General features: G+C 47.6%; 12 protein-coding genes. 1 reads left to right on the plus strand and 11 read right to left on the minus strand.

What is annotated here, in order from left to right; translation table 11 throughout:
• Positions 1 to 41 precede the first annotated feature (41 nt).
• The 9 genes from DWX61_RS09655 to DWX61_RS09695 all read right to left on the minus strand — a co-directional run bounded on the left by DWX61_RS09655 (position 42) and on the right by DWX61_RS09695 (position 11,200).
• Complete coding sequence (locus tag DWX61_RS09655) at positions 42 to 1,049, minus strand: substrate-binding domain-containing protein (RefSeq protein ID WP_118625005.1); 1,008 nt, start codon at positions 1,047 to 1,049, stop codon at positions 42 to 44.
• Positions 1,046 to 2,833 carry a cache domain-containing sensor histidine kinase gene (locus tag DWX61_RS09660; protein WP_110102886.1) on the minus strand — a complete coding sequence of 596 codons (1,788 nt, stop codon included), beginning with the start codon at positions 2,831 to 2,833 and terminating at the stop codon, positions 1,046 to 1,048. The genes DWX61_RS09655 and DWX61_RS09660 overlap by 4 nt, the downstream gene beginning before the upstream one ends.
• On the minus strand, positions 2,830 to 4,446 hold the full coding sequence (locus tag DWX61_RS09665; protein WP_118625007.1) for a response regulator: 1,617 nt from the start codon (positions 4,444 to 4,446) through the stop codon (positions 2,830 to 2,832). Before DWX61_RS09665 ends, DWX61_RS09660 begins: the two co-directional genes overlap by 4 nt.
• A 291-nt stretch (positions 4,447 to 4,737) precedes the next feature.
• Positions 4,738 to 5,739, minus strand: a complete 1,002-nt coding sequence (locus DWX61_RS09670; RefSeq protein WP_118625009.1) for an aldo/keto reductase — start codon at positions 5,737 to 5,739, stop codon at positions 4,738 to 4,740.
• Positions 5,740 to 5,785: 46 nt separating this feature from the next.
• Positions 5,786 to 6,715 carry a 1-phosphofructokinase gene (gene pfkB / locus DWX61_RS09675; RefSeq protein ID WP_110102883.1) on the minus strand — a complete coding sequence of 310 codons (930 nt, stop codon included), beginning with the start codon at positions 6,713 to 6,715 and terminating at the stop codon, positions 5,786 to 5,788.
• Between the two features lies 1 nt (position 6,716).
• Complete coding sequence (locus tag DWX61_RS09680; RefSeq protein ID WP_118625011.1) at positions 6,717 to 7,769, minus strand: galactitol-1-phosphate 5-dehydrogenase; 1,053 nt, start codon at positions 7,767 to 7,769, stop codon at positions 6,717 to 6,719.
• 2 nt (positions 7,770 to 7,771) lie between these two features.
• Complete coding sequence (xylB, locus tag DWX61_RS09685; protein WP_118625013.1) at positions 7,772 to 9,289, minus strand: xylulokinase; 1,518 nt, start codon at positions 9,287 to 9,289, stop codon at positions 7,772 to 7,774.
• Positions 9,289 to 10,314: a LacI family DNA-binding transcriptional regulator gene (locus DWX61_RS09690; RefSeq protein ID WP_118625015.1), complete on the minus strand. Its 1,026-nt coding sequence runs from the start codon at positions 10,312 to 10,314 to the stop codon at positions 9,289 to 9,291. The genes xylB and DWX61_RS09690 overlap by 1 nt, the downstream gene beginning before the upstream one ends.
• 34 nt (positions 10,315 to 10,348) lie before the next feature.
• Complete coding sequence (locus DWX61_RS09695) at positions 10,349 to 11,200, minus strand: class II fructose-bisphosphate aldolase (RefSeq protein WP_118625017.1); 852 nt, start codon at positions 11,198 to 11,200, stop codon at positions 10,349 to 10,351.
• Between the two features lie 341 nt (positions 11,201 to 11,541).
• Here DWX61_RS09695 and DWX61_RS09700 point away from each other — a divergent pair, with 341 nt between their 5' ends.
• Positions 11,542 to 11,988, plus strand: a complete 447-nt coding sequence (locus DWX61_RS09700) for an RbsD/FucU family protein (RefSeq protein ID WP_118512862.1) — start codon at positions 11,542 to 11,544, stop codon at positions 11,986 to 11,988.
• 117 nt (positions 11,989 to 12,105) lie between these two features.
• On the opposite strand, the gene DWX61_RS09705 is transcribed toward DWX61_RS09700, so the two are convergent.
• A complete protein-coding gene (locus tag DWX61_RS09705; protein WP_182433977.1) occupies positions 12,106 to 15,030 on the minus strand; it encodes a C1 family peptidase in 2,925 nt (974 codons plus the stop codon).
• Between the two features lie 39 nt (positions 15,031 to 15,069).
• Positions 15,070 to 16,002, minus strand: coding sequence for a hypothetical protein (locus tag DWX61_RS09710; RefSeq protein WP_118512864.1), 933 nt, complete (start codon positions 16,000 to 16,002; stop codon positions 15,070 to 15,072).
• Between the last annotated feature and the right edge of the window lie 22 nt (positions 16,003 to 16,024).

The following is a 16,024-nucleotide window of genomic DNA, read 5'->3' on the forward strand; positions in this document are numbered from 1 at the left end:
CTGTAAATATTTAACCCTTTTCTTTGTGCATTTATGACTATTTACGGTGTAAGATTACCATATGTTTTTAACGTATTAAACGGGAAAAGCAGTTTTTCGATCTCACTGGTATACATATTGTCAGGAGTTACCAGCTGGCACCCGGAATTAATATTCTTTTTATAGTTTTCTCCACGCAGCATCTTAACTGTTTCCCGAACACCCACATACCCCATTTTAAATGCCTTCTGTACAACGATTCCCTGGAAGATTCCGTGTTCCATCAGCTGAACGGCCTCCTGTGAGCTGTCTACTCCCACCACCCTGATCCGGTTCTCTGCTTTTGCTGCCTTTACTGCTCTTGCAGCACCTACAGAGGAATATTCATTCATCCCCGCGATCATCTTGAGATCCGGATATTTTTTCATCAGCTCTTTTGTAAGCTCATAGGACTTGTCATACTGAGAATCACAGTATACCACATCCACGATATTATCCTTCAGACTGCCAAGTCCTGTCCGGAAACCTTTTTCTCTTTCAACTGCCGTAGATACACCCTTTACATGTGAAACGATCGCGATCTGATCATCCGCTCCCACAAGATCCTTCGCAAACCTGCCAAGGATCTGCCCTGCTTCCAGATTATCGGTCGCAACGGTAAGATCCTGGACCGCTTCCTGTGTATAGGAATCAATAAATGCAATATGTATTCCCTGTTCCTTTGCCTTCTTCAAAAGCTGGTCAGATTCAGTGAAGCTGGACGGCGAGATCAGGATCGCATCCGGTTTTTCTTCTATTGCCCTTTCGATCAGCTTGTTCTGACCATCCACATCATTTTCTTCCTCAGGTGCCCATACGCGGATATCTGCATTATATTCCTTTGCAGCCATCTCCGCCCCCTGGATCAGTGATGTCCAGAAATCGTTGGTACCGTCCACAACCTTCGGAATATAGATCAGCGATAGTTTTCTCTCTTCTTCTACCTGTTTATAATAGAATATTCCGGCTACAAGCCCCGCCACAAGGCAGATGACCACTCCAAAAGTCAGGAGTTTTCTATGTTTTTTCATATTGATTCCTCCTGTATTCCCGGAATGGTGATCGTGGCAGTGGTTCCGACACCTTTTTCACTTTCATAGGTGATCCCGTAATTTTCTCCATAATAAAGCTTCAGACGTTTCTGTACATTGTAAACACCCACACCATTGGAATGATAATTCACCTTATGTTTATCATAAATATGTGACAATGTTTCCTCATCCATACCTACACCGTTGTCGATCACCTGAAGAACTGCATTTCCATCCTTCATAAAGCCTTTTACCTGCAAAAGTCCCTTACTCTCTTTATATTTCAGTCCATGATAGATGGCATTTTCAATGATCGGCTGGAGAACCAGCTTGATCAGAGGGATATTTAGTATAGAAGGTTCTACATCGATCTCGAATTCCAACTTGTCCTTGTAACGCATCTTCTGGATCGTAAGATAACCCTTGGCATACTCCACTTCCCTTGCGAGAGGAACCACTTCATCTTCATTACTGATGCTCTGACGAAGAAGACGTGCCAGGGATGCTGTCATCAGAACAACCTCTTCGTACTTTCTGCCCTCTGCCATCCAGATGATCGAATCCAGGGTATTGTAGAGAAAATGAGGATTGATCTGGGACTGAAGGGCCTTAAGCTCACTTTTTCTCTTTGCTTCCTGTTCCTTCACGTTCTGCTCCATAAGATCCTGTATCCTATGTGTCATCACATTGAAAGATTTCGTCAGGCTTCCGATCTCATTCTCTGAATCGATTTCCACATCTGCTCCGTCAAAATGCCCTTCCTGTACTCTGGACATGGAATCTCTGAGACGCTGAAGAGGATATGTAAGACTCTTTGCAAGAAATCTGGAAAAAAGCAGTGCCACGATCATCAGAAGTGCGGAAATAAGCACATAAATACTCTGTGCCTGATTGCTTTTGCGCAGAAGTTCGCTGACGCTCATACAGCCCACAACGGTCCATCCGGTTTTATTTGATCTGGAAATAGAATACAGCTTTCCTCTGTTTCCCCTTTCGGTACGCACCGTATCTTCTTTTGATTTCACGATCAGGTCGATATTCTCAGTCTGCAATTCATTGTAAAGCTGCTGCTGTTGGGGATGGTATACTATATTTCCGCTTTCATCCAGAATGAATGCGTATCCCTTTTTCCCGATCGTATTCTGATCACAAAGTTCACTGATGGCACTATAATTCAGATCAATAAAAAAGACTCCCTCTTTCTCACCACTGTTGGAAAAATTACGGATTCCCCTGCTTAAAGTGATCACCCACGGACGCTCTCCGCTGATGATGTGCTGTACATGAGAAGATGTAAGAAGCGGGCCTTCCGGCTTCTGTAAAGCTTCCAGATACCACTCCTGGGTGGAAAGCTTCAGATCCGGATTCACAGATTGCTTGCCGTCGTTGATCAGCTTCCGTCCATTACTTCCAATGATCCCAAGATTTCGGATATCACTTCGTCCGTCCAGAATAGTCTTGAACTGATTGAGCAGGCGCTCTCTTGTTCCATCGTCCACATTGTCGCCAAAAAGATATTGCTGTACATCCTCGTTACTGGAGATCATATAAGCTATATTTTCCATGTAATCAATATAGGAATCAATATTCTGATTCATCTGCTGCACGATATTCTGGGTGTAGACAGCAGAATTTTCAAAAATAGAATTGCGGGTATATCTCATGGAAACACCTGTTATGACCAGCACCGCGCTTAAAAGCAGCACCGTCACCACCGCAAAGATCGCACTCTGGATACTCTTAAATTTTCCTATGATCTTTGCCGCAAACCGGATATCTCTCATTTACGTTTCTCCCTTGCATATTCTGTCGGTGTGCAGCCTGTCATTTTTTTGAAGGAGATCCCAAAATAATGAGGATCTGCAAATCCGACTTTCTCGGCAATTTCATAATTCTTCATAGTTGTATTCTCCAGAAGTTCCTTCGCCTTCTCCATGCGGGTACGGATCAGAACCTCTGTAAAAGTCTCTCCCGTAAGCTCCTTAAAGATCGTACTGAAATAGCTTGTGCTGATATTCAGATAAGAACAGATACTGTTCAGGCTTAAATCCGGATCCATATAATTCTTCTGGATATAATCCAGGGCAAGTCTAGCCTGACGCTGTCCGCTGGAGCTGTTTGCATCGGAAAGTGTCTGGAAAATTTCTCCGATATGATTCCTGACCAGTTCAACAGCACTGTCAAAAGAATTCTGCTCCGTAACCTGCTGCAGAAGTGCTTCTCTTTTGGAAAAAAGCCTGTTGTCCGGAACCATATCCTCACAGGTCTCATCTGCTGCACGGATGATCTGCTGAAGATACACGCAGGCACGACTCTTATCCACACGCGCTTCCTTGATCTCAGAAGAGATCTGTTCCAGAATATGCTCTGCGTTTTCCTTTTTACCCGCTTTCAGAGCAGCTACCAGCTTCTCTACATAATCTTTAATGGAAAGATTTTTTTCCGCCGGCTGTTCTTCCATATCAATGAGAAGGCTTCCGCCAAGAAGATAACGATATTCAATAGCTTTCTCAGCAAGTTCATGGGATACACGAAGCTCCTGCTGAGTTCTGGCCCAGCTTCCCACACCGATAGAAATATCCAGCGACATCAGTTCCTTCAGCTTATCCTGAATCGTCCTGCAGATCTCCATGATCTTCTGTTCAAACTCTCTGGTACGGTTTCCCATGAAAAGAGCACCAACCTTGTTGTCTCCGTCCTGATATGCCACTCCTGCTTTTTCCTTGCTGATGATCTCATCACTGATATTAAAAAGAACAAAAGACATCAGTGCACTCTCCTGGCGTTTCTCTGCAGTAAGCTGACTACCGTCCGAATACAGATCCAGCTCAAAAACAGCCACACGATAGCAGGCTGCCTCAAGATCGATTCCCAGTGCTGCAAGCTCTTCCAGACTTTCCTGCCGTGTCTTGATATTATCCACAAAGCCCTGCAGCGCTCTGGAACGGATCACAATAGCGTTTTTCTGATAATTCTCGGAAGTCTGTGTCAGACGTTCCAGCTTCTCTTTTTCTTTTCTTTGCTGGTCCACCTTCTCTTTCATTTTTCCGATAACATTTCTGAGCTCCATGGCTGTCACCGGCTTCAGCATATATTCACTGACACCATACTGGATTGCCTTCTTGGCATACTCGAATTCTCCGAATCCGCTGAAGATTACGATCACGATGTCCGGATAATTATCATGGAGAAAACGGCTCAGTTCCATACCATCCATATATGGCATAAGGATATCTGTCAGCACGATATCCACCGGATGGTTCTGCACAAATTCCGCTGCTGCTTTCCCGTTATCACAGTCTCCTACCAGTTCACAGTCCATTGCTTTCCAGTCAATATTCTCCCGGATCGCATCTCGAACAAGTATCTCATCATCTACCAGTAAAATACGATACATAATTTCTGTTGTCCCCCTCTGATCAGTTTCTGTTATTTTTATTGCACATCCCCCTGACAGATTTCTTCTCCGGTCTCTGTCACTTTCATTGGTAAATATTACTGTTCTTTCTGTGAACAATAACTGTTAATTCTTTCTATATGGTAACATGTTTGGTTAAAATTTACAACGGAGTTTCTTAGTATAAATTATAGCAATCCTCTTAAATGCATTATTTTAGAGGATTGCTGTAGATACAAACAAATCCCGCGTCCGCCATATCGGACACGGGATTTTACTGCAGCACTTTTATTATTTTACGATAACGCCATCCTCATCCCAGAGGTCATGCCAGTCCTTGGCACCATGCCACAGAAATACCTGCCCTTTTACAAGACGGTTGCCTTTTTCCAGAGTTGCGATGGTTGCCATTTCCTCCTCTGTAAGTGGATCCTCTGTGACACATTTCAGGTTGCTTGCATAGTTGTGCACAGAGAACGGAATGGAGATTTCTCCTCTCTGATGTGCCCACTTCAGAGCGATCAGAGCCGGATGAACACCATGTGCCTTTGCGATTGCCTGCATCTCCGGAACCTCCAGATCCGCAACATCCTCCGGGCAGATATCTCTCTCCGGTCTGCGTGGAGAACCGATCGGCATATAGCCTACCGGCTGGATGTTATGCTCTACCAGATAATCATAAAGCTCCTGCTGCTGGAAGCATACATGAAGCTCAAGCTCACAGGTTGCAGGTTTGATCTTCATGAGCGGAAGAACTGCCTCAAGCTTCGGAATGGTCATATTGGAAATACCGATATAACGGATCTTTCCTTTTTCTACCAACGCCTCACACTGGCGGTATGTATCCATAAACTCCTCCACACTGAAGGGTTTGGAATCCGGATTTCTGGAATCCACATCACATCCCGGTGCATGATAGTTCGGGAATGGCCAGTGGATGAAATACATATCCACATAATCGCACTGAAGATCCTTAATGCTCTTATCACAGGCTTCCTCTACTCTTCTGTGCATGTCGTTCCATACCTTTGTCATGATAAATAGTTCTTTACGCTTTACAACACCTTCGTCAAAAGCGTCCTTAAATACCTGGCCGATCTCATGCTCGTTTCCGTAGCATGCGGCACAGTCAAACATACGGTAGCCACTGCGGATCGCGCCTGCAACAGCTGCAGATACATCCTCTGCGGATACACGGTCGGAACCGAAGGTTCCCATTCCGACACACGGAACCTGCTCGCCGGAAGGAAGTGTCACTTTCGGCACAATTGCCGGATTGATAACTTCTGCCATCTTTACATCTCCTTTTTTATAAAAATTTTCTTATTATAAGCTTATCTTATAAACGCCTGATCTCGATCTTCGGAAGAAGAGCCTCCATATCCTCCATCACAAAGAAGCCCGTTTCCTCGCGCATGGCTGCCGCTGCTGAGATCGCACTGGCTCTTCGCAGAGTCTCTTCCAGAGAAAGTCCCTCACTTAATCCAAGGGCAAAGCCTGCGATCATGGAATCTCCGCAGCCTACGGTATTTACCGCATCGATCTTCGGAACCACCGCACGGAAAATCCCTTCCTTTCCGACTGCCAGGGAACCATCTGCTCCAAGCGAGACCGCCACAATCTCCACACCACCGGCGTGGATGGCTTTCGCTGCTTCAATGATATCGTTGATATCGTCACAATGCTTGCCTGTCAGCATACGGATCTCATCAATGTTAGGCTTGATCAGTGTCGGTGCTGCCTTGATTCCCTCTTCCAGAAGCTTGCCGCTGGTATCCAGGATCACCGGTTTTCCGGCGTCTTTCACAATCTTCACGAGGCGCTGGTAGGCACTTCCGTCAAGTCCCTTCGGCACGCTGCCGGACATCGCCACAACAGAAGCATCTTTTACAAGCTGGCGGAATTTTTTCTCAAAGCCCTCAAAATCTGCCTCTGTCAATGTGAATCCCGGCTCCAGGAATTCGGTCTGTACATGATTCACCTCATCCCAGATGTTGATACAGGAGCGGCTCTCCGCATCTACATGGTAAAAAGCACTCTTAATACCAAAGGGTTTCAGGGCAGCTTCTATATAATTGCCTGCGTGGCCGCCTACAAAGCCGGTGGCAACCACTTCGGCACCGTAAATGGACGCCGGCTTGGAAACATTCAGTCCCTTTCCGCCGGGAACATAAGTACATTCACGCACCCGGTTCACTTCGCCCACCTTAAAATCATCCACTACATAACGCTTGTCAATGGCAGCGTTTAAGGTTACTGTCAGGATCATATCAGTCTTCCTCATTGGAAAGAAGGATCTTTCCTTTTACAAGGCCCGGTGTCTTGAACAGCTGGAAGGCCTCCTGTGCCTGGCTCATCGGGATTTTCTTATAAATGAAGCCCGGGTCAAACTTCAGCTGACCGGTTGCAAAATAATGAGCAGTCAGATCCCACTCACGTCCCGGATATGGTGCACTGTAGGACATCCAGGAACCGGTAAGCTTGAACTCCTTACGGTTCATGTTCTCCCACTCCTTCGGTGTGAAGGTAAGGTTTTCATGCGGCGTACCGATGAAGCATACATGTGCCTTGTTTGCTGCAAGCTCAAATGCCATATGCATGGTGGGAACCTGTCCGGCTGTCTCAAATACGAAGCCGTAGCCCTTTCCACCTGTAATGGCCATGGCTTTTTCCATATATCCATCTTCCTTTGTGTTGATGATCTCATCTGCGCCGAGACGCTTTGCAAGCGCAAGTCTCTCATCGCTGATATCAAAGACCACTACCTTCTTGGAGCCGAAGATCTTTGTCCACTGCATGGTGAACATACCAACCGTACCGCCACCAAGGATCGCCACATACTCACCGCCGTGGTAATCATTCTGGAATACACCGTGGATAGCTACGGTTGCAGGCTCAAACATGGCTCCCTGCTCATATGGTACATTGTCTGCGAATGGTACTGCATTCTGCTCAGGAACCACTACATAATCTGCGTTTGCTCCCTGTTCTCTGGAACCGATGAAGCTGTAATGCTTGCAGAGAGAAAAATTACCCTTCTGGCAGTCGTCACATTTCATACAGGGAAGAAGTGGCGCACCGGATACACGGTCACCGACCTTCACCTTGGTAACGCCTTCTCCCACTTCCACTACATCACCGGAAAATTCATGTCCCAGCACGATGGGATAAAAATGTACGCCGTGATTTAATACACGCGGGATATCAGATCCGCAGATTCCGGAATATCTTACCTTGATCTTCACATGGCCCGGTGTTACCTGGGGTTCTTCCACTTCCTGATACTGAACATCCTCATTTGCTACTACTACTGCTGCTTTCATGATCACTTTTCCTCCTCATTTCTCATCATAGGTTCAAGAGATTTATAGAGATTTAAATAGGTTTTATAGGTTTTCTCATAAACATCCCGGTTTTCCGGGTTCGGTTCATGTCTTCTTGTTTCCTTTACCGTAAGACGGATAGCCTCATCATAGTCCTGATACATTCCAACGCCAACACCTGCCAGAATGGCTGCACCAAGTGTTGTTGCCGTATCAGAGGACGGCACTACGATAGGTTTTCCTGTGATATCGGATTTGATCTGTGTCCAGAGAAGAGAATTTGCAGAGCCTCCCATTGCACGGAGAACTTCCACATCTGCTCCTGCTTCCTTTGCCACCTCAAGGTTGTGTTTCAGAGAAAGTGCTACGCCTTCCATACAGGCACGTACCATATGGCCCTTGGTCTTGGAAAAGTCCAGTCCGTAGAATACGCCCTTTGCATTGGGATTCCAGATTGGAGAACGCTCACCGGACATATATGGAAGAAATACCACTCCGTCACTGCCTGGCGCGATTCTTTCCGCTATCTCATTGAGCTGGTTCAGAGAAGAGCCTTTTTCCCCTGCTACAGAACGCTCATACTCTGCAAACTCACGTTCAAACCAGCGCATGACACCACCACCTCCGGTGGTTCCTCCCTGAAGGAGCCACTGTCCCGGAACCACGTGATAGCCAAGGATCAGTCTGGGATCTGCCTTGTACTCATCCATGCAGATGCTCATTCCGCCGGCCTGTCCGCCTTGCTCCTGTGTCTCACCCGGATGGATCACTCCGGCCCCCAGTGTTCCGCATGCCGCATCCAGACCACCGGCAACAACCGGTATTCCCACAGCAAGGCCGGATTCCTCCGCCGCCTTCTCTGTAACAGTTCCCACAACATGATCACAGGCACAGATCTCAGGAAGAAATTCCATGGGAATCCCAAGCTTTCTGCACATATCCTCATCCCAGGCTGCCTTTCTCATGTCAAAGCAATGCAGGCCATAGCCCTGGGAAACATCCTGGCTCATCACACCTGTCAGCTTATATGCAATGTAGCTGTTGGACTGCAGGATCTTGTGGATCTTTTGGTACACCTCCGGGAGATTTTCTTTATACCAGAGGATCTTTGCAGTTGTGTAGGACGGCTGAAGGGAATTACCAGATACTTCAAAAATCTGCTCTGCCCCGATCTCTTCATTCAGTCTGTCACAGATAGACTGTGCTCTGGTATCCATCCAGATCGGAGTGTTTGTCAGTACATTTCCGTCCTTATCCATGGCAATGGCTGACCAGCTCTGTCCATCAATACCGATACCTGCGATCTCCTCAGGTGCTATCCCCGCTTTTTGGATGGCCTTCTTTACCGCCTGACAGACAGCACTCCACCATTCTTCCGGATCCTGTTCTGCCCAGCCCTCCTTCGGATAGTAAACCGGATAATCGCCGTTGGCCGCAGCCACAACCGTTCCCGATTTTTCAAAAACCGCAACCTTACAGGCACTGGTGCCGATATCAATACCTAATAAATATGGTTTCATTATAGATTCTCCTTCTCGTCCGGCACACGGACGGATTTTCCCATGATGATCTCTGCGCCAAGCTTCTCCGTGATCGGTTCTGTTTCTTCACTTACAACCCCTTCCAGTCGTTTCAGCATGATTCCCGCCACTTCTCCGGCAATCCCCTGTGTAGGCTGTGCCACAATGGTAAGCTTGGGATTACATGCTCTGGCAAACTGCAGATTGTCAAAGCCGATCACAGACAGCTGTTCCGGGATCTTAAGACCCAGCTCATTCATCCCGATCACCGCCCCCATAGTCATCTCATAGTTGGTAACAAACACAGCCGTCATATCCGGATTGTCCGCAACAAGCTTCTCGATTCCCTGCACACCACCCTGAATGGTATAATCACCGTGATAGATCAGAGATTCCCGTACCGGTATATTTTCTTTTTCGTATGCATTACGGTACCCCTGGAGACGTTCCTGGGCTGTGGAAATTTCCTCCGGTCCGCCAATGATCCCGATCTTACGGTGTCCTGCCTGAAAAAAAACTCTCATTGCGTCCTCAGCCGCCTTCTCGTTGTCTACAAGAACACTGTCACAGGAAAGCTCCCTGATCCTGCGGTCAATGAGTACGATGGGCTTTCCGGTTTTCTGGAATTTTTTCAGATGATTGCCTTCAGCATCCACCGGCATGCTGATGATCCCGTCCACACGCTTACGGCTTAAAAACTCCACTGCATCCCGCTCCAGCCTCTTATCGGTACGGCAGTCACAGACAATGGTCGCATATCCGTGACTTCTTAAGACATCCTCCATCCCTGTGATGATCTCCGCACAAAAGGTATTGTTAAGCTCCGGAATCACCACACCGATGGTTTTGGTAGCATTGGTCTTAAGCCCTCTGGCCACCTCATTGACCTCATAATGCAGCTCCCGAATGGCCTCCTCGATCTTTATTCTGTTTTTTTCTCTTACGTTTCCGCCATTGAAATAAGAAGAAATCGTTGCGAGCCCAAGTCCCGTCCGCCTGGCAATATCTTTCATGGTTGCTGCCATACTGATCACTCCGTTTCTGTTTTTTTACAGAAGATCATTCTGCCTTTCCATCACAGCCGCAAACCTTCATACGCGCCTCAACCAGCTCCTTCACTGCCTGGATCGCTTTCTTTCCGTATGCCTTCGGATCGATGGTATTCTCATTCTCTGCAAAGGTCTCCTTCACCGCCCTGGAATATGCGGCACGAAGCTCTGTTGCAAAGTTAACCTTGCAGATACCACGTTTTACACAGTCTCTGACATCCTCATCACTGAGTCCGGATGCCCCGTGAAGAACAAGGGGGATATCTACGACTTTGCGGATCTCGCTTAAGCGTTCCTTGTCAAGAACCGGTGTTCCCACGTAAAAACCATGTGCGGTTCCGATGGCAACTGCCAGGGAAGTAACACCTGTACGCTCCACGAATTCCTTCGCCTCCTGCGGGTCGGTGTTAGTGTCTGCCTCAGCCTCAAGATCATCCTCTTTACCACCGACCTTACCGAGCTCAGCCTCACATGGGATATCCAGGGCTGCTGCCACATCCGCAACTCTCCTGGTCTCTCTGATATTATCCTCAAAATCCAGCTTGGAACCATCGATCATCACAGAGGTATAACCTGCATGCATTGCCTGCATCGCAAGCGCAAAACTGCTGCCGTGGTCAAGATGAAGGCATACCGGAACGGAAGCCTTGGCTGCCTCTGCTGCTACGATCGCAGCGTAAGTCTCAACCGTACCATATTTAACAGTAGAAGGTGTTGTCTGGATCATAACCGGTGCTTTCAGTTCCTCAGCTGCCTGGATGATCGCCTTCACCATCTCCATATTCTCTGCGTTGAATGCTCCTACTGCATATCCGCCCTTCTGTGCCTTTAACAGCATTTCCTTCGATGTAACCAGTGGCATAATCTTCTCCTCCTTGGAATCATTGTGTTTGTTTTGTATTATTTCCTCATTTGGTCCAGAAACCGAAACGTTTCCGTTTGAGTTCATCATAGCGCTCCATACGTTTTCTGTCAACCATAAAATTTTCATCATTTACAGGAAAATATTCCCTTGAAAAGAAGACCAAATACCGTTAGATTAATTAGTATGAGTTCTAAAGCCTGTGGCCGGGCAGGTCTGTCTGATACTACCGGCGTCATAACAGTTTCGGAAATCCATGTATCCTGTTCTGATCACCTGAGCCTGATGCTGTAATTTCCGAAATGCTGTAAGTACACAATGATCTTAGGAGGATATGAACTATGTTAAAAGGAATTCCAGAAATCTTATCACCAGAATTACTGAAGGTTTTATGTGAGATGGGACACAGTGACCGTCTTGTTATCGCTGACGGAAACTTCCCTGTAGAATCCATGGGAAAAAATGCCATCACCATCCGCTGTGACGGACATGGTGTTCCGGAGATCCTGGATGCCATCCTGAAGCTCTTCCCGCTGGATACCTATGTAGAGCATCCGGTAAACCTGATGGAAGTAATGCCTGGTGATACTGTAGAGACACCGATCTGGGATACATATAAAGAAATCGTTTCCAAGCATGACGAGCGTGGCGAAAAAGCTGTCGGAAACATCGAGCGTTTCGCATTCTATGACGAAGCAAAAACTGCATACTGCATCATCTCCACAAGTGAGAAAGCACTTTATGCCAACATCATGCTTCAGAAAGGCGTTGTGATCAACAACGACTGATCTTTCTTTTGAACTGCCTGATATAATCATATATAATACACTTATTCAACCAAAACATAAAACGCCCGGATCTGGCTTGAAACATTCCAGATCCGGGCGTTTTATATTTTGACACTTTTATCTCTTTGCTGCTTTTGCGGCATATCCTCCGCAGAGTACTTTTCCACCGGAGGTTTTTATCCCTGCACGCACCGCATAGTAATACGTTGTTCCCTTTTTTGCGGTCTTATCCTCAAAGGAAGAACTGCTGCCTCCGGAAACTGTACTGATCTTTTTCCATGACCCCTTTCCAGTCTTACGGTAGATCTGATAGCAATCTGCTTTTTTCTGCGCTTTCCAGCAGATTTTCAGCCCCCTGGAGGTCTTCCTGACACAGGATATCTTCTGGAGTTCCGGATAGGACAGGATATAGCTGCTTGCCTGATATCCTCCTAAAACTTTTTTCCCGTCTACCTTCTTATATGGCCTCACAGCATAAGCGTAGGAGGTGATTCCCGCAATCTCCGTATCCTTCCAGGACAATACTTTGTTGTTAACGGTTCCGATCCGAACCCAGCTTTTCCCCTGGAGCTTCCGGTAGATATGATAGCCACTGGCTCCGGAAACCTTCTTCCAGGATACCCTGTTACATGGTCCGCTGACAGCCTCAGCCACTGCACGGGCCTTCCCCAGCTCCGCTTTTGCTGCTAACGGTGAAGATGCAGCTCCATAAACAGTATTCTTTCCGGAACGTACATAAGAAGCCCTGATCCTGTACGTATAAGTGCTTCCTGTTTTCACTGCAGTATCCTGCCAGGTCACTACATCTGCTGCCACGGTTGCCATTTTTTTTGAATTTCCGCTTTCATCCCTGCGATAGATATCATAACGATTGCAGCCGGGAACTACTTTCCAGGAAATCCGAATCCTGTTAAATGCGCCGGAAACCAGCTTTACACCTGTGGTCTGACGAAGCTTCACCGTAACCTTACAGGCAGCCCGGATTCCCCTGGCATTTTTTCCGTAGCAGGTTATGGTTGCTGTTCCCGGATTTTTTGCAGTAACAACGCCGCTTCCATTTACAGCAGCCACACTGGTATCTGAGCTTTCCCAGACAATGCCGGAAGCATCCATCTCGGATCTGGTAGCTGAAGCATTCAGTGTTTTCTGATCTCTGGAATACAGACTTATCTCAGAGGAAGAAAGCTGCATCCTGGCCGCACTGCTCAGAGTCCTGGTATGCGCCTTGATCCTCGGCGTTACCGATGGATTAAATTCAACCGCATCCATCCAGGTATCCTCCGCGTTATATCGCAGAAAGCTCTGACCGGATACGATAGACGGAGAAAAGCTGCACCAGCCATAACTGACCTCTGCCTCCACACAGTATTTTATATATGTGCTTCCTGCATTTGTCACCACAATAGAATACAGACTGTTCTGGCTGAGCAGAACCTCCGGGATCTGAAAAGTCATAACCCCAGCCATCGGCTGACTGCAGGAAATCGGTGTGGAATATGCCGGTGTTCCACTGGTAGGCTCACTGGCATCCTTCAGATTTGTGTATACCTGCACAGTATAGGAATTATTGGCAGACATGGAGCTAAGAGTCACCTCACCAAGCGATTCCGCTTTTCCGTTTCCTGCACTGGCACGAAAAACCGTGGACAGCTGTTCTCCCGCATACATGCGGATGGAGCCAAGCCCTGACGTTCCGTCATAAAAATAATTGTTGCTATATTTCGGTGTATTGACAGCCGTAGCCGCAACCAGCTCACTGACAGACTTATCCTCATAGGACATATAAAAATATCCGGATTTTCCCCAGCCTGTACCCCAGCTGTTCTTAACGATCCAGGCTCCGTCTCCCTTTACCTTGGAAGATGCCCGGAAATTCTTCGCAGAATAATTGTCATCCCAACCCACCACTGTAACTACATGATTCACGTTCTTGGTGCTGGTAGGATAGGAATAGGCCGCTGTACTTGCATTGTAATAGGCATTCTGTGCATTATACATCACAGTAACTGAATTATTTGCAACCAGAAGCTTCTTCATGGCATTTACGGAATAATCGGAAAAATAGGCATTTTTCAGATAAGCAGCTGCATTGTACGCCTTGGATGCCGCCGGAGTCACACCGGTTTTCTGTGTATGTGTGGAATCTGTAGCCAGAGGCACATCCGTTTCTGTTGTCATTCCGGACCAGGTGCTCAGAAACATGGAAGCCAGAAGATCATTTCCGCCCTCATGATAATCTACGTTTCCTTTATCATCTGTCCCCATATGCTTATTGACATCCCCGTAGGTATTTCCAAGCGGGTCATTCTTTCTGTTTGCAAAAAAATACGTCAGATGCTCTTCCGACAGATCATAAGTTCCAAGGCCCTGGGTCAGAAACGAAGTTTCCAGAAGAGAGGCCATTCCAAATGCCCAGCACATACCGTAGGGCTCCTGATTCTTTACGGAAGTAACATATCCCTGATCCGCTGCATTATAATAGGACGGATAGGCCGCAGCTCTTCCCATAGGTACCTCATCCACATCATTTCCGATCTCCACGGCGGTGGAATAAGAGGTCAGATTATCAAAGGGTGCCAGCTGTTCCTGCTCCTCTTCCTCCGTAAGCGGGCGGCCCTTGATATATTCGATGCCGGACTCATCACTGTCTGAGTCATCCCCAAAGCTCTCCTCGCCGTCACCAAAGATATCCTCCTGGGAATCAGAAGACGATCCTTCTGATATTTCGGGATCCCCTGTATCCTCCACGGAGCTCTGCAAGGCTATATCCTCGGTATCCCCATCGGCTGCCTCTGCAATATCCTCTGTCTGTTCATCCGGGATACCGGTATTCTCTGTGGTATTTTCTTCTGCGATCTCCGTCGTATCCTCTGCTTCCGCTGACTGCGTCTGTGTATCTTCTGCCCATTCTTCATCGAAGCCTTCCGCAGAATTACTGAAGCCTCCCACATCGGCTGCCATGACCGGAACCTGGCTGCCCGCAACTGCCATGCACAGAAGAAGCGGCAATAATTTCTTCCTGACAAGCTGTAATCTCTTCACAAAACTCTCCATTTTTCTTATATTGATCTGGTCTATCTGTTAACGTTTCTTCAAATGATAACCCAGAATTCCGATTACTGCAAGTACTGTTGCGATCCCGATCCAGATAAACGGACTTTTATACCAGGAATTTTCTTCTTTAAAGGATGTAGCAGCCGTGCCATTGACCGGCTTGGTGACAGCTTCTTCCGCATAATCTCCATCTTCTGTTGTTCCCTCCGCTGCAGGCGGTCCCTGGACCTCACCGCTCTGAGCCTGTGAGCTGCCTGTTCTGTCCGACGCCGCAGGTGGTCCCTGGACCTCGCCTCTCTGAGCCTGCGAGCTGTCTGTGCTGTCCGTCCCTGCAGACGTTCCCTGTCCTTCGCCATTCTGAGACTGCAAACTCCCCGTGCTGTCCGTCCCTGCAGACGCTCCCTGTCCTTCGCCATTCTGAGCCTGTGAGCTGCCTGTGCTGTCCGTCCCTGCAGACGTTCCCGGTCTTTCGCCATTCTGAGCCTGAGCGCTGCCTGTGCTGTCCGTCCCTGCTGCTTCCCCCTGAGTCTCGCCGGCTGAAAAGTTCTGTGTATCGGATGTTCCTCCCTGCTTCACTCCGGAAGTCTCTTTCTCCGTGCTCCCTGCGATTCCGGCCTTCACCAGCTCCGCATCCCTTGAGGGCCGCAGCTCCTCCAGCGGCACATAACCGTATCTGCCATTATACTCTGTATATCCCCAGGTTTCACCATTCTTCTCTGTCTCCCCTTCGATATGCAGGACAGTACCATCCTTTACCGTCTTATCATTGAGCTTTTCACCTTTTTCATCGGTGGAAGGATAGATATCCACACCAACTCCGCCGGAATCCACAGTCATATAATAATCTGTGGTATCTGCCGGAGCCTCCACCTTCACTACAACCGACTTGTCCGCATACACCGGAACACTCATACTCAGCACCAGCATTCCTGCCAGAAGCACACCTTTGCACCTTCTCATTGCTCTTTCCTCCTTCAAAAAA

This window comes from Ruminococcus sp. AF20-12LB, assembly GCF_003478985.1.
Classification (GTDB): Bacteria; Bacillota; Clostridia; order Lachnospirales; family Lachnospiraceae; genus Blautia_A.